General features: G+C 75.6%; 12 protein-coding genes. 2 read left to right on the top strand and 10 right to left on the bottom strand.

Annotated elements, in window-relative coordinates; all coding sequences use genetic code 11:
* Positions 1-232 precede the first annotated feature (232 nt).
* The 3 genes from ITX44_RS28280 to ITX44_RS28270 all read right to left on the bottom strand — a co-directional run bounded on the left by ITX44_RS28280 (position 233) and on the right by ITX44_RS28270 (position 7,252).
* Positions 233-3,100, bottom strand: a complete 2,868-nt coding sequence (locus tag ITX44_RS28280; protein WP_236061830.1) for an ABC transporter permease — start codon at positions 3,098-3,100, stop codon at positions 233-235.
* Positions 3,100-6,699 (bottom strand): FtsX-like permease family protein, encoded by a 3,600-nt coding sequence (locus tag ITX44_RS42335; protein WP_205360309.1) that lies wholly within the window; start codon positions 6,697-6,699, stop codon positions 3,100-3,102. Before ITX44_RS42335 ends, ITX44_RS28280 begins: the two co-directional genes overlap by 1 nt.
* A gap of 148 nt (positions 6,700-6,847) precedes the next feature.
* Positions 6,848-7,252, bottom strand: coding sequence for a globin (locus tag ITX44_RS28270; RefSeq protein ID WP_307795524.1), 405 nt, complete (start codon positions 7,250-7,252; stop codon positions 6,848-6,850).
* 73 nt (positions 7,253-7,325) lie between these two features.
* On the opposite strand from ITX44_RS28270, the gene ITX44_RS28265 reads away from it, so the two are divergent.
* On the top strand, positions 7,326-8,222 hold the full coding sequence (locus ITX44_RS28265; RefSeq protein WP_205360305.1) for a methyltransferase domain-containing protein: 897 nt from the start codon (positions 7,326-7,328) through the stop codon (positions 8,220-8,222).
* Here ITX44_RS28265 and ITX44_RS28260 read toward each other — a convergent pair.
* The gene (locus ITX44_RS28260) at positions 8,203-8,913 is read right to left on the bottom strand and encodes an FHA domain-containing protein (RefSeq protein WP_307795523.1); all 711 of its coding nucleotides are present in this window, start codon (positions 8,911-8,913) and stop codon (positions 8,203-8,205) included. The genes ITX44_RS28265 and ITX44_RS28260 overlap by 20 nt on opposite strands.
* A 37-nt stretch (positions 8,914-8,950) precedes the next feature.
* On the opposite strand from ITX44_RS28260, the gene ITX44_RS42805 reads away from it, so the two are divergent.
* Complete coding sequence (locus tag ITX44_RS42805) at positions 8,951-9,196, top strand: hypothetical protein (protein WP_307795522.1); 246 nt, start codon at positions 8,951-8,953, stop codon at positions 9,194-9,196.
* A 90-nt stretch (positions 9,197-9,286) separates the two neighbouring features.
* Here the strand turns inward: ITX44_RS42805 and ITX44_RS28255 are convergent, their stop codons facing one another.
* From ITX44_RS28255 to ITX44_RS28230, 6 genes are all read right to left on the bottom strand, one after another.
* The gene (locus tag ITX44_RS28255) at positions 9,287-10,618 is read right to left on the bottom strand and encodes a vWA domain-containing protein (RefSeq protein WP_205360300.1); all 1,332 of its coding nucleotides are present in this window, start codon (positions 10,616-10,618) and stop codon (positions 9,287-9,289) included.
* Positions 10,619-10,674: 56 nt separating this feature from the next.
* Entirely contained in the window at positions 10,675-11,967 is a 1,293-nt protein-coding gene (locus tag ITX44_RS28250) for a PP2C family protein-serine/threonine phosphatase (RefSeq protein ID WP_205360299.1), read from the bottom strand.
* A gap of 3 nt (positions 11,968-11,970) precedes the next feature.
* Entirely contained in the window at positions 11,971-14,745 is a 2,775-nt protein-coding gene (locus ITX44_RS28245; RefSeq protein WP_372441015.1) for a serine/threonine-protein kinase, read from the bottom strand.
* Positions 14,746-14,980: 235 nt separating this feature from the next.
* Positions 14,981-16,264: a hypothetical protein gene (locus tag ITX44_RS28240; protein ID WP_205360292.1), complete on the bottom strand. Its 1,284-nt coding sequence runs from the start codon at positions 16,262-16,264 to the stop codon at positions 14,981-14,983.
* Positions 16,265-16,291: 27 nt separating this feature from the next.
* Positions 16,292-17,287 (bottom strand): glutamate ABC transporter substrate-binding protein, encoded by a 996-nt coding sequence (locus ITX44_RS28235; protein ID WP_236061828.1) that lies wholly within the window; start codon positions 17,285-17,287, stop codon positions 16,292-16,294.
* Positions 17,288-17,382: 95 nt separating this feature from the next.
* A complete protein-coding gene (locus tag ITX44_RS28230; RefSeq protein ID WP_205360289.1) occupies positions 17,383-18,798 on the bottom strand; it encodes a GlnX family signal transduction membrane protein in 1,416 nt (471 codons plus the stop codon).
* Positions 18,799-18,965: the final 167 nt, after the last annotated feature.

Here is an 18,965-nt window from a genome sequence, read left to right as displayed (position 1 = left end):
ACGGCGTGCGCGGCCTGCCCCACGCCCGGTTCGCCAGAACCCCGAGCCTCCGCCGCCTCCGCCGCCTCCGCCGCCTCCGCCGCGTCCGGGCGCGTACCGGCCCCTTGCGCCCCGTCCGCACCCGCTGCACCCGCGCCCGTACCCGGCCCCCCACTCGAGGCCGGCCCCGTACCGCCGCCCGCCCCCACCGGCTCACCCGCGGCACCCGCCCCGCCCCGCACATCCGCCCCGCTCATGCCCGGTCACCCACTCTCAGTTCCTTACTCTCACGACGCCGTCCGCTCACCCACACCTGCGCCAGCAGCACCGCACAGGCCAGGACGAGCAGCCCCGCCGAGGGCAGGGCGAGGGACCAGGGATCGGCCCGCAGGCCGGGAGCGAAGCCGGCCGGCACCGGGGCCGGAGCGCCCGCGGCGCCGGTCCCGAAGGCCAGGGCGCGCAGATCGATCCCCGGCCGCAGCAAGGGGATCACGGCCAGCCCGACCAGCACGCCGCCCACCGCCGCGAGCAGCGCCTGCGGCAGCATCTCCAGCAGCACCAGCCGCCGCGCCTGGCGGCGGGTCATGCCCATCGTGCGGAGCCGGGCCAGGAGGGTCGTGCGCGACGGCGCGGCCTGGAGCAGCGACAGCAGCAACGCCAGTGCGCTGTAGCAGGCGGCCGCGGCGATCGCCGTCAGATAGACCTCGTGCGCCCCGTGCTGGAGGGGGCTGTCCGCCAGGGCCGCGCGCTGCTCACCGCGCAGCAGCACCGACGCGAAGGTCGTGCTCCCGCGCGCCAGCCCGCGCAACGCGGGGCCGTCGATCCGCCGGCCGGGCGCGTTCATGGCGAGCAGCGTGCTGGGGCCCGAGTACTGGACGTACGGGGCCAGGTCCGGATGCCGGCCGTTCAGCTGGCGCGCGGACAGGATCACGAAGTCCTGCCCCGGCGTGGCCGGTGTCGTCGGCAGCACTCCCGCCACGCGGATGTCGTCGGTCCCGACTCCCGTGGTCAGCGGCGCCGGGGACCGGCCGAGCGCGGCGGCGATCCGCGGCGAGACCACCGCGGGCAGTGGCGCCTGCCCGGCGACGCTCCCGCCGAGTGCCGCCGCAGGGAGGGCCGGAAGGCCGATGGCGTGGGTGAGCCGGGCGTACGCCGTCGGGTCCACGATCACCACCGCGTACGGCACCGGGAAGCTTCCTGAGGGACCGTTCTGCTCGACCCGGACGGCGAGCACCTGCCCGACGCCGGGCACCTTCCGTGCCTCGCCCGGCAGGCGCGGGTCGAGGCCGAACCGCCCGTCGATCCGGGCGTCCGCGCCCACGGTGACCCTGGCCGCCTCGTCCCGCCCGTGGCCGATGCCGGCCAGCACGGACCCGCCGAAGGAGGCGACCGTGAGCGACACCAGCAGGGCCAGCAGCGGAAGTTGCCCGGCCGCGGGGGAGCGGCCCGCGCGGGCCAGGCCCAAGTGGGTGACGGCGCCGTTCAGCCGGCTCGCCGGCCGGGCCAGCAGCCGCAGGGGCAGCGGGTAGACCCGCAGAAGTATCAGTGCCGCCGCCACCGCGACCAGCGCCGGAGCGGCGGCGAGGAACGGGTCGGAGCCGTTGGCCGTGCCACGGGTGCGCAGCGCCGCCACCGCCCCCGCCACCAGCACGGCGACGGTCAGCTCCAGCACCAGCCGGCGCCGCGAGGGACGTACCACCACCAGGTCCTGCCGCGCCGGGGGCCGTATCCGCCGCACCGCCCACGTTCCCCGCAACGGCAGCGCCAGCGCGCCCGCCGCCATGGCGACCAGGCCCAGCAGCACCGGCAGCGCCCACCGCTGGGTCGGAAGCAGCGCCAGCGCCAGGGCCACCCCGATCGCGGCGCCCGGCACCGCCGCCGCGCCCGTCTCGCCGGCCAGCCGCGCCGCGATCCCGAGCAGCGAACCGCCCCGCGCCCGCAGCAGCACCAGCTCGGCGCGGCGCCGCTCGGCGGCCAGGCCGCCCGTCATGAGCAGCACCGCAAGGGCCGCCGTCCCCACCCCGACCGCCGCCACCAGCACCAGTGGCGACGCGGCGGTACGCTCCGCGGCGAAGGTGTCCAGCACCGTCCCGAAGCCGCCCGTCAACCGCACGCCCGGGGCGGTGGCCCGTTGCAGGGCCGAGGCCGCCGGCCCGCTGTCCAGGGAGGCCAGTTCCCTGCGCAGCGCGGGCACGTAGTGGGCGGCCAGCGCGGGCACGTCCACCGGGTGGTGCCAGTACAGCGTGGCGCCCTGGCCCAGCAGCGGCATCGAGTCGGCGGCGGTACGGTCCACCAGCAGGGTGAAGTGCCAATATGTCTTGGGGTCGTCGCCGGGCGCCGCGGGCGGCGCGGACAACGTGGGCCCGAGCAGGTCGGTGTCCTCGTGCCAGTACAGCGATCCCGGGTCGCGCGGCGTGAGGATGCCGGAGATCCGTACCGTCACGGGAGTCGCGGCCTTCCCCTGGAGGTGTACGGTCCGGCCGACCGCCAGGTGCAGCACCTGCGCCGTGCGCTGGGTGATCGCCGCCTCGAGGTCGGCCGACTGCTGCCCGGCGGGTACACCGTGCGGAAGGCGCCCCGCCATCACCCGTACGTGGGACGCGAGTCCGGCCTGGGCGACGAGGTCGGCGGCAGGCGCGTGCGGGGAGGTACGGGGCAGCTCCGGATCGGGTACGGCCGACTCCGCGCCGGTGCGCGCCCCGTGGACCACCTGGTCCGCCAGCACCCGTAGCGGCGGCCGCAGTTGGGTCAGGAAGGTGTGCTCGACGGAGTCCGAGAACCCCGGGTCCAGCACGGACGGCGCCCCCGGGTCCGCGCCCGGATCGTAGTCGTCGGTGAGCGACACCGAACGATCCCGGGGGGACGCAGAGGCGACGGCATGCCGCACCGCGGTGTCCTCGTACCGGTCCACGTCGCGCGGCAGCGCGGCGGCCAGGAAGGCGGTGACCATGACCAGGGCGAAGGTCGCGAGCGCGGCGCCCGGCGCGGTCCGCAGCCGCATCCGGGTCCAGGGCAGGCGGACGGGCCGGTGCGGCTCGCCGGAAGCACCGGACGGACCGGGAACACCGGTTGCAGCGGGCGCCGGTGCGGCGGGCGCACCCGAAAGCGGGGTGTCCGTCATCAGTCCTCCCCCTGGCGGCGCAGTGCCGCTGCCGGGTCGTTGCGGCGCAGGGCGGTGGCGGCCACCACCAGGAGGGGGACGACCAGCACCGCCGCGAGAAGCTCGGCGAGGCGCCCGGGCGGAAGTTCGACCAGCAGGTCCGGCACGGGGCGCCCCGCGGAGGACGTCAGGACGATCAAGGGCGTCACCAGGCGGGTGAGCGCAGTGCCCAGGCCGATCCCCACCGCGAGCGAGATCAGCACCAGAATGCCCTGCTCGGCGGCCATCATCCGGGCGAGCTTGCGGCGGGGCGCACCCAGGGCGCGGAGCACCGCGAACTCACCGGTCCGTTCGCGGATCGCGCCGACCGCGGAGACCGCGAAGCCGACCGCGGCGAGCACCGCGGCGGCCACCACGGCGGCGGGCAGCGCCGACTGCGGCCCGGCGCCCAGCGGGTCGCCCCGCAGTTCGGCCGCCATCTCGTCGCGGACCAGCACGGTGTCCACGTCGGTACGGGCCCGCAGCGCGGCGGCCACCTGAGCCGTGGCCCCGGGACGGGTCGCCACCCACCACTCGGTGGGCTGCAACGGGAGCGCGTTGTGCGACACCAGGAGGCGGTTCATCGTGCGCAGGTCGATCAGCACCGTGCCCGCGTCCTTGTCCGCGGCGCCGCCGTTCGCCCCCGGCGTGTCCCCGGCGTCCGGGCCCTGGTCCGAAGCGCCGCCCGACCCGGCCCCGCCGCTCGAGGAACCCGTGTCCTGGGCCGGCGCCGAGCCGTCCAGTGCCGCCACCGTGTCCCCTGTGCCCGGAATGGCCTTGACGGCCGCAATGATGCGCACTGTGGTATTGAGCCCGTTGATCTGTACGCGGACGGTGTCCCCGACCTTCGCGCCGACCGCCCGCAGATACGACTCGGTGGCGATCGCGGCGGGCACCGGTACGGGCGGCGCGGTCGGCCGGGCCCGTACGGTCACGGTCGGCGGCTGCTGGTAGGCGGTGGGGTCGATGTGCTCGAAGCCGGTGCGGAAGGTCACCGAGAGCAGCGCGGCACCGCCCGCCCGGGTGGCGGTGACCGACGGGTCCTTCCCGCCGGGCAGGTCGCCGAGGGTCGGGTCGTCGAAGAGGGCCGTGGCGGACCAGGGAGCCGCCTTGCCGGCCGCCAGGGGGCGCGAGGTCCCGTCCGTGCCCGTCACCATGGCGGAGGACAGTACGAGCCGGTGCTCCTGGGCGGCGTCGGGCAGCGTGTACACCGCGTCGAGGCGGACCATCCGCAGCGGGGCCGCGGGGGCGCCGCCGGCCGTACCAGCGGCGGCGCCCAGATCCAGCACCAAGGGGTGCGGGCGGCCGTCGGGCGGAAGGTCGCCGAGGACCATGTCGTAGTCGACACCATTGGCGTCGGTCAGCACCGCGCTCAGGTGGTCGGCCTCCTGGCCTGGGACGGCCGTGCCCGCGGTGACGGCGAGGGAGGCGGTGAAGGTGACGGTACGGGCGCCGGCCGGCAGCGGCAGTCCGGCGGTGTCCCCGGAGGCGCCGGCGCCCGGGCCGGCCGGGGACGGACTCCCACCGGAGGGCGCGGCCGACGACGTACCCCCGGACGTAGCTGCTGACGTGCCGCCCGCCGTACCGCCGCCCGGCGAACCCCCGGGTGAACCGCCACCGGGTGAATCCGCAGCCCCACCCCCGTTCGCCCCCGCCCGCAGCGGCGCGAGCAGGCTCGCCAGGCTGCGGCCGCCGGCCAGGTCCGGCCGCATCCGCATCGCGGTCGCCGCCTGTTCGGTGTCGATGGCCAGGACGGTGGCGTGCCGTTCCTGGGTGAGGAGGATCTGGTCGCGGGTGGCGGGCGCGGCGGCGGTGATGCCGGGGACGGAGGCGAAGATCCCGGCCTGGCCGAAGGGCGGCGTGGTCATGCCGGTCACCCGCACATCGGCGCCCACCGCGTAGTCGGCCTGGTCGCGCTGCGAGCGGTCCCAGCTCGCTCCCTGGCCGATCGAGAAGACGCCCATGGCGACGGCCAGCACCAGCAGCAGGGCGGCGCTCGCGCCGCGGCGGGGACGGCGGGCCAGTTGCCAGCCGGCCAGCGCCCAGGCCAGGCCGCGGCCGCGGGAGGCGCGGCGTTCGCCGAGCCGGGCGGCCAGCGGCAGCAGCCGAAGCACCAGCACGGTCCCGGCCAGCAGGCACAGTGCGGGCGCGGCCACCAGCACCGGGTCGATGCCCAGGCCGCCGCTCGCGGTGGTGCTCAGGGCGCCGCTGCCCGAGGCGCGGCGCTGCAACTGCCAGTACGCGACCCCGGCGACCGCCACCAGGGCGAGGTCGGCGCCCGCGCCTATTGCGGCGGGCAGTGCGCGGCGCCTGGTGCGCCGTACCGGGGCGCCGCCTGTGGTGCGTACGGCGGGCGCGATCACGGCCAGCGCACAGGCCGCGGCGGTGACGGCGGCCACCAGCCAGGCCGTGCCCGTTGCGCCCGCGCCCAGGGACGCGCCGGTGCGCGCCATGGCGCCGGTTCCGGCCAGCAGCCTGGTGATCGGTCCGGCCAGCAAAGGCGCCGCTATTGCGGCGGGTATCGCCAGCAGCAGGGCCTCGGCCGCGGCCAGCCGCCCGACCCGGACCCGGGAGGCGCCACGAGCGCGCAGCAGGGCGGTCTCCCCGGCGCGTTCCTCGGCCAGCAGCCGGGCCACCAGCAGCAGCGCGAAGCCGGCCAGCACCACCAGTTGGAGGGCGCCGATCAGCAGGGTGGAGCGGGTGACGAGCAGGCTGCGGCGCAGGTCGTCCACGAGCACCGGCAGGCCGCTGGCCGCCGAGGCGTCGGCGGTGGCCTGGTCGTCGCTGATCGTGGCAAGGGCGGCGCGTACGGAGTCGGCCACCGTGCCCATCCGGGTCGTGGTGATCCGGCGGAAGTCACCGGTCGCCTGCCAGGACATCTCGGCGGGCGCGACGCGGCCCGAGGCGAAGTCGGCGGGGTCGGCCAGCAGCGGGCCGTAGGTGGTGAAGGCCACGGTGTGCACGCCCCGCCCGGCCAGCGGGTCCAGGTGCCAGTACGGGTCGGTGCGGTCGCGGGGCCGGTAGACGCCGGTGACGCGGACGGTGAGCGGGGGCCCGCCCAGCCGGTTGGCCAGCACCAGGGTGCGGCCGGGCCGCACCCCCAGCGTCTGGGCCGCGGCCTCGGGAACGGCCACCTGCACCGGCGCCGACCCGGGAGCGGCCGGGGCCGGCCAGGCACCGGCCGCCAGCACCAGCCGCGCGCGGTCGAAGGTGGCCAGCAGGGTCAGGTCCGGGTCGCCGCCGCGCGGGGTGCCGGCCGGGCGCAGCGCGAGCGGCAGACCGTACGGGCCGGAACGCGTCGAGGAGCGCACAGCGGCTGGCAGGCCGCCGAAAGCGCCGCCCAGGACGCGGCGCAGTTCCCGGTCCATGGGCGCCGGGTCGCCGGACAGCGACGACTGGACCTCGACCGTGGCCTGTCCGGCCGCCTGGTGCCGCAGCGTACGGCGCAGGGCCGCGTCGCCTATGGCGCCGCTGAACGCGGTGAAGGTGGCCAGCACCGAGGTGGCGAGCAGCACCGTCAGCAGGGCGGCGGCCAGCAGCAACCGGTGTGCGCGCACCCGCAGCAGCACGAATCCGGTCATGAGCACCCCCCCGTCCACTTGCTGACGGGATGCTCTCAAACGGGACGAAGAATCTGAACGGCGCCGAGTCCGTCGCAATGTGATCGTGACCGCTCGCCGGGACACGCCGTCCCGGCGAGCGGTCAACGCCGGTGCGCCGGCGGCCGGATCAGCCCCGGGTGTTCACCATGGACGCGGCCGCGTAGACCAGGTAGTCCCACAACTGCCGCTCGTACTCCGGCGCGAGCTCCAACTCGTCCACGGCGGCGCGCATGTGCCGCAGCCAGGCGTCGTGCGCGGCCCGGTCCACGGCGAAGGGCGCGTGCCGCATCCGCAGCCGCGGGTGGCCGCGCTCGTCGCTGTAGGTGCGCGGGCCGCCCCAGTATTGCATCAGGAACAGCCGCAGCCGCTCCTCGGCCGGGCCCAGGTCCTCCTCCGGGTACAGGGCCCGCAGCTCCGGGTCGTCCGCCACACCCTGGTAGAACCGGTGCACCAGACGGCGGAAGGTCTCCTCGCCGCCGACCAGCTCGTAGAAGGTCTGCTGCTGCAGCTCGCCCCGCGGGATCTCAGTCACCCTCCCATGGTGCCAGGCTCCCGGACGGAGGACCCGGGTCGTAGGACCAGGGGCCGGGGCGCACGATGGAGGCATGGCCGAGACCGCGCAGGAGCAGCGTTACCGGGTCGCGGCACGGGCGCTGCGGGCGCGGATGGTACGGCGCATCGTGGCGGGCGGCGGCCTGACCGACCCCGCCTGGCGGCAGGCGTTCGCCGAGGTTCCCCGGCACCTGTTCGTGCCGGTCTCCGTGCCCGGCGGCAACCCGTCCGGCGGCCCCGGTGGCGCGAACGACCCCCGCAGCGTGCTGCGCCGGCTGTCCGCGGCCTATGCCGACCGGCCCATCGCCACCCGGGTGGTGGCCGGCGAACTCGTCTCCTCGATCAGCCAGCCGTCACTGATGGCGCAGATGTGCCAGGCGCTGGACCTACGGGACGGCCAGCGGGTGCTGGAGATCGGCGCGGGCACCGGCTACAACGCGGCGCTGCTCGCCCACCGGCTCGGCCCCGGGGCCGTCACCACCGTGGACCTCGACCCGGAGATCACCACGGCGGCCCGGGCGAACCTGGCCGCGTACGGCACCTCGGCCGCCCGCTCGGTGGTCGTGGTCACCGGCGACGGCGCGCTCGGGCACCCGGACGGGGCACCGTACGACCGGATCGTGGCCACCTGCGAACTGCCCGCCGTCCCGCCGGCCTGGCTCGCGCAGGTGCGCCCCGGCGGTCTGATCCTCGCGCCCGTCGCCACCGGGCTGGCGCTGCTCACCGTGCACGGCCCGGAGCGCGCCGAGGGCCGCTTCCTGCCGACCTCCGCCTACTTCGTGCCGCTGCGCGGCCCGGGCATGGTCGCCGCCCCGGTGGCCGGCCCCTTCAGCGGCCGACACCCGGCCCGGACCCGCTTCGGCCTGACCGTGCACGGCACGCGCCAGTGGCTCTGGCTGGACGACCCGCGGGGCCCGCGGACCTGGCCGCTCAGCCCTGCCGCAGGGTGATGGTGGTCCAGGCGCCGACGTGGACCCGGTCGCCCTCGCGCAGCTGGACCGGGGTGTAGGGCGGGATCGGGTCCTCGGCGAGATTGACGGTGGTGCCGTTGGTGGAGTCCTGGTCCACCACCGCCCAGGTGCCGTCGGACTGCTGGACCAGCACCGCGTGCTTGTGCGAGACCCCCGGGTCCTCCGGGGCGCGGGCCAGGTCGATGTCGGGCGCCTCGCCCGTGCTGTGCCGGCGGCGCCCGATGGTGATCTGGTTGCCGGTCAGCGGGAGCTGGATCTCCGGGGAGAAGGCGGGGAAGTACAGGCCCTGCGCGTCCGGGCCGCTGCGGGCCATCATCGCGGTGAAGTACTCGCGGTCCGCGGCGACCACCGCCACCCAGCCGGCGCCGCGCACGGGCGTGCCCGGCACCACCGTGGGCGGCGCGGCGGGCATCCCGGCCGAGGTGGCCCCGCTCGAAGCGGCCCCGGCCGCGTCCGGGCCACCGGAGGTCACGGTGCGGGCGGGCGGCGGCGAAGGCGTGGACGGCGGTTCCAGCAGGAAGTCCCCGGACCCCGCGGCCAGCGTCAGGGACTCCACGGGCACCGGCTCCGCGGGCCGGTTGACCTGCGAGGGCCGGGAGAGCTGCGAGTCGTACCGCTGGTAGGGCGGGAACCCCGGCGGCGGGCCGGTCACCGGGGGCGGGCCCGTCACCGGCGGTGGGCCGTGCGGGACCACGGTCGCCGCATGGGTGCCGAAGTTGTACGCGCACTCCTCGCAGAAGGGCGCCGCGCCCTCCCTCGGGGTGCCGCACTGCGGGCACATCTCGGCCGGGGCCGGCTGCTGCGCCGCGAACGCGGGCGGCGAGACCGACGACGGCGGAGTGGAGGCCGGCGAGGCGGAGGATGAGGACGCCGAGGACGCCGGCCGCTGCGGGTACGCGGACGGCGTCATCCGCATTCCGCAGACCTCGCACCAGTCCGAGGTGCTGGACTGATGGTTGTTCGGACAGATCGGCATGATGCCGGCCCCCCTCCGCCGCGCCGGGCGGCTCACAGGTCGTGTGCGAGCACTGCGCAGCAGGCAGTCACTTCTTCACGCGTACGGTCTTGGTCGACCGCGTCTCCAGGGTCATCTCGTCGGCGTCGGCGACTTTCGCCTTCAGCCGCACAGTACCGCTCGCGGCGTCGACCACGTCGACCACCTTTGCCAGCAGCTTGGCGGTGTCCTCGTTGCCGGAGGCGCTGGCCAGTTGCACCGCGCGGCCCAGCTTCGCGGTGGCGCTGTCCAGGTCGCCGGCCTTGCGCGCCTCCAGGCCCTGCTGGATGACCTGGGCCAGCTCGGCCTGCCCGGTGTAGTGGGCGACCTGCGGGCTGATCCGGGTGGAGGCGGCCATGTCGTCGGTCCACAGCGCCCGCACCAGCCCCTGCCCGAGGGTCTCCGCGGTGCCGTCGGCGGCCGGCAGCACCAGCGAGACGCGGGCGGCCAGCCGCTCCTGGCCCACCTCGGCAGGCGGCACCCGGACGCTGATGTGGTAGTCGCGGGACTCGTCGCCCCACGAGCCGGTGGGGTAGTCCCCGGCCCGCGGACCCGCCTCGGTACGACGCGCCGTCAGATCCTCCACCGTGGGCGCGACCTGCTTGACGAAGGCGATCTCGGAGCCCTGCGGCGTCCACAGCCGCAGCGCCACGTCCGCGATCTCCTTGCCCATCGCGTTCTCCATCATCGCCTGGAAGTCGGCGGCCAGGCCCGCCGGGTCGGCCACGATGTCGACCGAGCCGAGCAGCGCCGAGGCGATCCCGGTCAGCTCCTTGACCTCCCAGTCGGTGCCGACCCCGCGCGCGTCACAGGTGAAGCGGCCGGCACAGGCGTCCAGGGTGTCGCGCAGGTCCTCAGGCTTCTCGTGCTCGTTGCGGCCGTCGGTGAGCAGAATGCCGTGACGTATCGTCACGTCCGACGTGGCCAGCAGCTTGTCGGCCAGCCGCAGCCAGGTGCCGATCGCGGTGCCGCCGCCCGCGGAGAGCTTGCGCAGCGCCTGCTTGGCCTGGTGCCGGGTGGCGGCACTGGCGACGGCCAGGCCGCCGTCCGCCGGGTAGATCTCGCGCGCCACATGGGTGCCGGCCACGATGGCGAAGGAGGTGCCGTCGCGCAGGGCGTCCACGGCCACCGCGGTGGCGTCGCGCGCGTTGCGCATCTTGGTCGGCGGATACTCCATCGAGCCCGAGCAGTCCACCATGATCACCACGCCCGCGGCGGCCGGATTCCCGGCGCCGGACAGCGGCTGGCCGCCGGTGGTGCCGCCGCCGGTGGCGGTGACCGTCACGATGGCGTTGACCTCAGCGGCACCCTCGGGCAGGTATTCGTTCTGGTACACGTCGACCGAGAACTGCGGCACGTTCGACTTGGAAAGATTGGCCATCGCTTCCTGCGCTCCTTAAGAACCCTCGCAAAGCCCCGCCCCCCGGCGCCGGCCGGCTAGGCGGACGGAATTCCCGCCCTGGACACGGTGGCCGGGAAGGGCAGCACCGCGACCGTCACGTTGTCGTGGCCGCCGCCGTCCAGCGCGACACCCAGCAGCGCCCGGGCGCTCGCCAGCGGCCGGCTGCGCGCGTCCGGCAGCACCACCTCGGCCATCTCGGCCGCCGATTCCGCGTAGTTCCACAGCCCGTCGGTGCACACCACGATCACCCCGGGCCCCTCCGGCCGGAAGGCCGCCACGTGCGGATCGACCTCCACCGCGTCGGCGCCCAGCCAGCCGGTGATGGCGTGCGCGCGCGCGTCTGCGTACGCCTCGGCCTCCGTCATCAGTCCCGCGGCGACCATCCGGGCCGCCCAGGAGTCGTCCTCGGTCAGCCGCGCGGGCGGCCGGCTGCGGTCGTCGGGGATCCAGTACGCGCGGCTGTCACCGATCCAGCCGACGGTGAACACCGGCCCGGTGACCACCGCGCTCACACAGGTGCAGGCGGGTGCGTTGTGGTGCGGGCGGGCCGCCGGGTCGTCCTCGTCGGCCAGCGCGGTCACCGCGTCGAAGGCGGCCAGCAGCGCGCCGCGCATCGCCTCCTCGGCGCCCGTGCCGCGTTCCAGGGCGGCCAGCAGCGATTCGCCGCCCGCCACCGAAGCGGCGGCCGAGGCGTCGTCCGGGCGGTGCGCGGTGGACACGCCGTCGCAGACCACGGCGGCGACCGCGGGGGTGCCGTCGGGCAGTGAGGCGGTGGCCACCACGAAGGCGTCCTCGTTGCGGTGGTGCCGCAGCCCCCGGTCGCTGACCGCGGCCACGCCCTCCAACTCCTGCTCCTGGTGGTCGCGCTGGCGCGGCTGGGCGTGCCCGCAGTGCTCGCAGTAGCCGTCGTCGTCCACTCCGCCGACCCCGCAGGCCACGCACACCGCCTGGCCGGCCGCCGGCGCCGGCGACTCCTCCTCACGCGGGTCGGACAGCCGGGCCACCAGACCCAGCGCCAAGGTGTCGCTGTCGCCCTGCGTCCCCTGCGGCGGGGCCAGCACGAAGGAGCCGGTCTCGTCGGGGCTCGGGCCGTCAGGTGCCGTCGGCCCGGTAGCGGTAGCGGTCGCGGGCGGGGCCATGGACCCGGCGGCCGGCGCGGGTGCCGGACGCGGTTCCGGCGTCCTGGGCGCGGCCAGGTTCAGGCCGCACCCGCCGCAATAGCGGTCGGTCTGCTCCAGCGGTTCCCCGCAGTCCGGGCAGAGAAGCGGGGGAGCGGGGCGGGCGGCCGGCGGGGCCGTGGAGGCGGTCGGGTCGGACTGTGCTGCCATCGGTCACACCCACGTCCGGGGGCGGAAGCGGTTGGCGCGCTCCACCAGTTCGATCCTCGTACTGCCGTCGGTGGCCAGCCTGGCCAGCACCCGGTAGGAGCTCTCCAGGCCGAACCGAAGGCCGCGCTCGCTGAGATCGGCGCCCAGGACGCCGCCGGTCAGGCCGGGCACGGGCGCGCCCATGGCGCCGGGCGCGCTCTCGCCGGAGCGGCCGGCCAGCACCCAGTCCAGGGCGGTGCCGAGCACCTCGGTGGCCAGCTGCTCGCGCCGGTCGGAGTCCAGGCCCTGCCGCTGCAGCGCCTCCACCTGCCGGGAGGCCGCGTACAGGTCGGTCAGCAGCGGCTCCGTGGGCGCGCGGTCGCGCAGCCGGGCTCGTACGGACGCCACCCGGGCGGCGGTGAAGTGGATGGACGCCTCCGGCACCGATTCCAGCGCCTCCACCGCCTTTGACCGGTCGCCGGCCCGCAGCAGCACCCTGGCCAGGCCGAACGCGGCGCTCACATAGCTGTGGTCGGTGGCCCACACCAGGCGGTAGTACTCGGCGGCGTTGTCGAGCTGGCCCAGCACCTCGGCACATATGCCGAGCGCCAGCTTCGGGGCGGGCTCGCCCGGGAAGGCGTCGTAGACCGCGTCGAAGCTGAGCGCCGCCGTCTCCTGGTCGCCGGCGCACAGCGCGGCCAGGCCGCGGTGCCACACCACCCGCCAGTCGGCGCCGGCCTCGGGAGCACCGGAGCCGGCGCCCGGACCGCCGGAGCCGCGCGAGCCGCTGGCACCTGAGCTGCTGGCCCCTGAGTTGGGCCCCGAGCCATTGGCCCCCGCACCGCCGCCTCCCGAGCCGTCCAGCGACTCCAGGACGCCGAGCGCGCCCGCCGCGTCGCCCAGCTCCAGCCGGGCCCGTACCTCGCGCAGCCGTCTTTCCACCGAGTCCTCGGGCGCCGACTGGAGCGCCACCAGCAACTCGGCGGGGGCGGCGGCGGACAGGCCCGCCAGGAAGCCCGCGTTGGGGTCACCGGGGTCCACGTGCGGCACCGGCAGGGCGAGGACGGCCTGTGCGGAGTCCAGCCGGGACACCACGGGCCGGGCCGGGCCCCACACGGCCGGGGCGGCGCCGGAGACGGCCGCGGGGGCCGTACCGGGCGCGGCGCCGGCACTGATGGCCGTACCCGCCGCGGCGGGCGCGCCACCGGGCAGGGCGGCCACCGCCGGAGCGCCCGCGCGGGCGCCCTTGCCGCGGCCGCGCGCCGCGGCGCCCAGCGTCGAGGTGTCGCCGTTGACCGGCCGGACCAGTTCGGTGTCCACCACGCGCAGTTCGGGCCCGAACAGGGTGGACAGGGCCGGCCGGGGCTGCCCGGTCTCCAGCGCGACGACCTCCCGCAGCACGCCCAGGAGCTGGTCGGCCATCTCCTCGGCGGAGGCGAACCGCTTGCCCGGGTCGGGGTCGGTGGCCCGCACCAGCAGCCGGTAGAAGGACTCGTACCGCTGGAACACCTCGATGTTGGCCGGGTCCGGCAGGCTGTCGGCGAAGACGGTGGTGTAGCCCTGGAAGTCGAAGGTGAGCACCGCGAGGGTGCGGGCGACCGTGTACAGGTCGGAGGCGACCGACGGGCCCACCTCGGCGACCTCGGGCGCCTGGTAGCCGACCGTGCCGTAGATCGCCGACTCGGTGTCGTCCATCCGCCGGACCGCGCCCATGTCGATGAGTTCGAGCCGGTCCTCGGTCTGGATGGCGTTGTCGACCTTGAAGTCGCAGTAGAGCAGGTTGCGGCTGTGCAGGTGGCCGAGCGCCTCCAGCGCCTCCACCGCGTACGCGATGGCCTGCGCGACCGGCAGCGGCTGGCGCCTTCCGTCCGCGCCGCGCCGCTCGTTGGCGATCTCCTTGAGCGACTTGCCGCCCACGTAGGCCATCACGATGTAGCCGTCGAGGGTGCCGGTGCGCTGGTCCAGGTGCTCGACGAAGTTGTAGATGCGCACGATGTTGGGGTGCTCGATCTCCGCCAGGAAGCGGCGTTCGGAGACCGCGGCCGCCAGCGCGTCCTCGTCGCCGGTGTCCAGCAGGCCCTTGAGCACCACCCACCGGTCGGAGACCGCGCGGTCCACCGCCAGGTAGATCCAGCCCAGGCCGCCGTGCGCCAGGCAGCCCACCACGTGGTACTGGCCGTGCACCACGTCGCCGGGCCGCAGCTTGGGCGTGAAGGAGTACGGGTGCCCGCACTTGGTGCAGTAGCCCTCCGTACGCCCCGGCCGGTCACCGCGGCCGCGGCCCACCGGCGCCCCGCATTCGCTGCGGCTGCAGAACCGCTTGCGCTCGGGCACCTCGGGGTTGGCCAGCACCATGGCGGCGGGATCGGGCCGCGGCACCGTCGGCACCGCGACAAGGCCGGCGCCCAGCTTGCCGCGCGCCGGGCCGCTGTTGCCGCTCTTGCTGCTGCGTACCGACACCGAGCGGCCCACGGTGCCGCCGCTGAGCCCCTGCGACAGCCGGCCGGAGACCGACCGGCGCGACGACTGGGAGGAGGACCGGGAGGACCGCGAGGACTGCGAACCGGACCGGCCGGAGTCCGAGCCGGTCCGCGCGGACGGCAGGTTCGCCGCCGCGCCCGGGGCACCGGCCGCTGCCGCCGTCGCGGAGCCCGCCGCGACCGCGGCGCCCGCGACTCCCGCCGCCCCCGCGCCGAGCGGTCCGGCACCGGCCCGGTTCTGCGCCGCCGGCGCGGCGGCCGGCTGGGCCGCCAGTCCGCAGGTGTCGCAGTACAGCTCCCCGCTGCCCATGTCCTCCATGGTCCCGCCGCAACCGGGCCGTTGGCACTTGCTGCTCACGGTTGTCCCCCTCAGCCTTTCCCCTGAACCTGCGGCCCTCTCGACCGTGCAGACGTAAGCGTGGCACCGAACGGTTCTCGTCCCGCGCGTTTCGGCGTGTGTACGGTTCCGGTCATCCGTACGGGACGCGCCACTTCGGTGCCCGCCCCGTTGATGCCTCCGGCCCGACCGGGCACTTCGGCCCCGGTTCTCCGCGTCACGCGGGCCCCCTGCGGTCGGTCGGGGTCCGCGGGGTGCTGCCGATCTCGGTGACCGCCTGCTGGTAGCGCTGCACCGCGCGGTCGGCGGCGGCCAGGTCGCACGGCGCGCTCCACAGCAGCCGCCGCGCCTGGTCGTAGCGCTCGATCAGCACCGGGTCCTCGGCCATGCCCAGGCGCGCCACCTTGGCCCGGTACGCGTCCAGCCGGCCGCGCAGCTCGGCGCGGACCGCCAGCGGCGCGGTGACCGCGCTCAACGAGTCGCGGGCGCGCAGCAGTTCCTCGTCGGCGGTCTGCTCCAGGCCGTCGAGCAGCGGCGAGAGCCGGTGCCACTGCGCGGTACGGGCGAACTCCTCGGCCGCGGCGAGCTGTTCGTGCAGCGCCGCGGCCGGGCCGCTGACCGCGGGCACGTCCGAGGCGAGGATCTTGGACAGCACCTCGACGCGGGCGCCGCGGGCCTCGGTCAGTGTCCGGTCGGCGCGGGAGAGCACGTCGCGCAGCCGGACGAGCCGGTGCTCTGCGTCGTCGCGTACGTGCAGCACCGCCTCGACCTCGCGGCGGATCTCCTCCAGTTGCCGTCCGGCCTGCTCGTAGCGGGAAACGTCGGGCCGGCCGGGCGCGGGCACCGGCTGCCAGAAGGCCAGCGGGTCGGAGACCGTACGGGCCCGCAACTCGGCCAGCTCCCGGACCAGGTGTTCCAGGTCGTCGCCGGACGGGTGGGTGCCGGGCCGGACGCCCACCGACTGGGCCAGCGAGCGCACCCGCTGGGTCTCGGCGGCCAGCAGGTCTATCCGGGCGGGCAGCGCGGACCACACGGAGTCGGCGGCGGCCACCGTCTCCATCGCCTGGTCGTACCAGGCGTTCATCCGCGCCAGCAGCTTCTCCAGGCTGAGTTGTTCGGTCAGCCGGGCCGGGCCGGTCAGCGAGCGGGCGTGGTCGGGCACGGCGGCGCCGGTAACGGTCACCCCGTCGCCGCGCAGCAGCTCGGTGAGCCGCGTCAATTCCGTCTGGGTCGGCCAGCGGCGCCGGGCCCGCAGCTCACGGGCGGCGTGCAGCGCGTCCGTGTACGCCTCGAAGTGCGTCCACAGCGCGGAGATCGCCGCGTCCGTGGCGGCCCACCGCTCCTTGGTGACACCGGTCAGCTCGGCGCCCTCCAGCAGCCGGCGGCCCGAGTGGTCCTGGAGCGCCAGCAGGGAGGACTCGACCGCCTCGTGCTCGGCCCCCAGCCGCGCCAGGGCACGGTCCACCTCCTCCCGGCCCATCACCGGTCCCGCGACCGCCATCACACCCTCTTCCTGTGCGTCCGCCCGTCATCGGTACACCGGGGCCGGCGGCCCGGTGATGCCCGGCAGTTCCTTGGCGAGCCAGGTGCGGTACGACTGCATCCACGCGCTGTCCGCACCGCCCGACTCGTACTGCGCCAGCACCTGGTTGACACGCCGTACGAGGTCGTCGTCGGCCAGGTTCATGGCCACACCGTACGGCTCCCGGGTGACGGGTTGTCCGACCAGGTGCGTCGTGGGGTCCTGCGCGGCCTGTCCTGCGGCCAGCGCGTTGTCGGTGAACACCGCGTCGGCCTGTCCCAGTTGCAGCCGCACCAGGCAGTCGAGCTGGTTGTCCAGGGCCAGTATGCGCGCGCCGTGCGGTGCGGCGTCCAGCGCGCTCTGGCCGGTGGAGCCCTTCGCGGTGCACACCCGGCGCCCCTTGAGGCTGTCGTCGAAGCCGGTGACGGGGGAGTCCTTGGCGGTCAGGAGCTGCTGGCCGGCCGTGAAGTAGGGCACGGAGAAGGCGACCTGTGCGGCGCGCGCGCAGTTGACGGTCATGGTCCGCACCACCATGTCGACCCGGTGGTCGGTGATCGCCTGGATCCGCTGCGAGGTGGGCACGGTCAGATACTGCACCTTCGAGGAGTCCCCGAGGACGTCCTGCGCGATCGCCTTGACGATGTCGATGTCGAACCCGGCCAGCCGGCCGGTGGCGGGGTCCCGGAAGCCCCACAGGTAGCTGTTCTGGTCCACGCCGACCAGCAGCCGGCCGCGCGCCCTGATCCGGGCTACCGCGGCGCCGTCGGTGCTGCCCGAGGCCGGGTTCAAACTCGCCGAGCAGTCGTCCCGCGGTCCCGCCGGCCCCTCGGCCGGCGCCCGCCGCGCCGCCGCGCCGACGGGCGCCTGGGTACGGCCTTCCGCCGCGCCCTTGCCCGCGGCGGCCTGCCCCCGGCCGGCCGGCACCAGCACGGCGGTGACCGCCAGCGCGCATGCCGCCGCAATGGCCGCGACTGCGATCCGCCCGCGCACTGTCGCTCGCAACTTCCCGCGCCTTTCCGTCCGCCGCCGGCCGTGTGCCTCCAGGGAGGGCTCCCCGCAGGGGCCGGCCGCGGCCCCTCCTGCCAGGTTCCTGTCGCTCACCGGTACTCCGAAAGTCGCCGCCCGATGCCCAGGAGCGCGCCCGCCGCGGCGAGCACGGCCAGCAGACCGGCGCCGAACGGGAGCAGCGACAGGGCGCCGTGGCCGCTGTCGGCGGCCGAGCGGAATTCCGTCTGCTCCTGGTGGACGGCCTGCTCGAGGTCCTGGTCCACCCGGTCGAAGCACTGGCCGGTGGTCTGGGTGACGGTGGCGCCGCCCGCGTCCTTGCCGCCGATCACCTCGGCGACGGCGGTGGCGTAGTCGCCCTTGTTGTCGCTGGCCCGCTCGGCGGCGTGCCGCTGCCGCCAGATCTGCACGCTTTTGACCGCGGCGTTCACCGGGGTGCGGCCCGCATTGGTGTCGGCCAGCGCCAGGGCCTGGGCGAGTTCGCCGCCCACGCCCTTGGGATCGGTGCCGGCCAGGCCGTTCATGCCCTTGGCGAAGCTCGCGTCGTAGGAGTCGCCCGAGCCGCGCGTCACCAGGGTGAGGTTCTCGTCGCCGCGCGCTTGGAGCACCGCGATCCGGGCGTTGTTGAGCACCTGGAGCGACTTGGCGCCGTGCGCATAGGAGTCGCCGAGGTCCCCGCGGGCCACCAGGTGCGCGGTCAGCAGCCACACCAGGGCCACCGCGGCGGCGCCGCTGGCCGCCATCATGCCGCGGTTGAACACCCGGTTGGTGCGCAGGTAGTGCCGCCGCTGCGCCCACACCAGGGCGGCCAGCGCCACGGCGCCCAGCGCCCACGCCGCCCACGGCAGCGCCCTGGACCGGGCGTAGTCGTGGTTCAGCCGCGCGGTCTCCGCGCGGTAGAGGGTGTTCGCGGCGCTGAGCAGGCCGTTGTCCTTGCGCATCTGCTCGTTGGCATACCGCAGATACGCGCCGCCGAGCGGGAAGCCCTGGCGGTTGTCGGCCTGGGCGGTGGCCACCAACTGTGTGTAGTAGGGAAGCTGGGTGCTCAGCGAGGTGAGCGCGGCCGCGTCCGTGGCGCCCCTGCTGTTGGCCGCCGCCTGGGTGATCAGCGTCGAGGCCTGGTCGATGTCCTTGCGGTAGCGGTCCGCGACGGACTGGGGCTCCTCGCCGCCGACCAGGAAGCCGCCGGTGACGGTGGCGTCGGCGTCGGCGAGCAGCCGGTAGATGTCGGCCGCGTCGCTGCTCAGCGGGCCGCTGTGGTGCAGCACGTTGTCGGCCGCGGTCGAGCGTTCGGTGATCTGCCACGCCGTCACCCCGCCGAAGGCCACTGCCAGGAGGGCCAGCGCCGCACCGATGATCCGCAGCCGGCCAGGCTCGGTGGTGGCCGCGCCGCGTACCCGGTCCGAGGTCTCCCGCCAGGCCCTGCGGCGGCCCTCCGGCTCCGGCGCGCCCGTCCCCGGCCGCCCGGTCCCCTCCGGCGGCGCCGGCTTCGTCGGCGTGTGCGTCACATGACCTCCCCCAGCCCCGGACCTACGACGTGCGCGGGGTCACCCAGAAGTATGGCTGCCGCCGCTTGCACGCTTCCACGCACGCAGGGGCATTTCGGTTCCGTCGGATCATGGGCCACGCGGGCCGGGGACGCAACAGCGGCCGAGGTCGCGGCGGTTCGCCGTGA

This window comes from Actinacidiphila acididurans, assembly GCF_016918855.1.
Lineage (GTDB): Bacteria > Actinomycetota > Actinomycetes > Streptomycetales > Streptomycetaceae > Actinacidiphila > Actinacidiphila acididurans.
The sequence above is the reverse complement of the archived record's forward strand: the minus strand, read 5'-3'. Positions and strand labels throughout refer to the sequence as shown.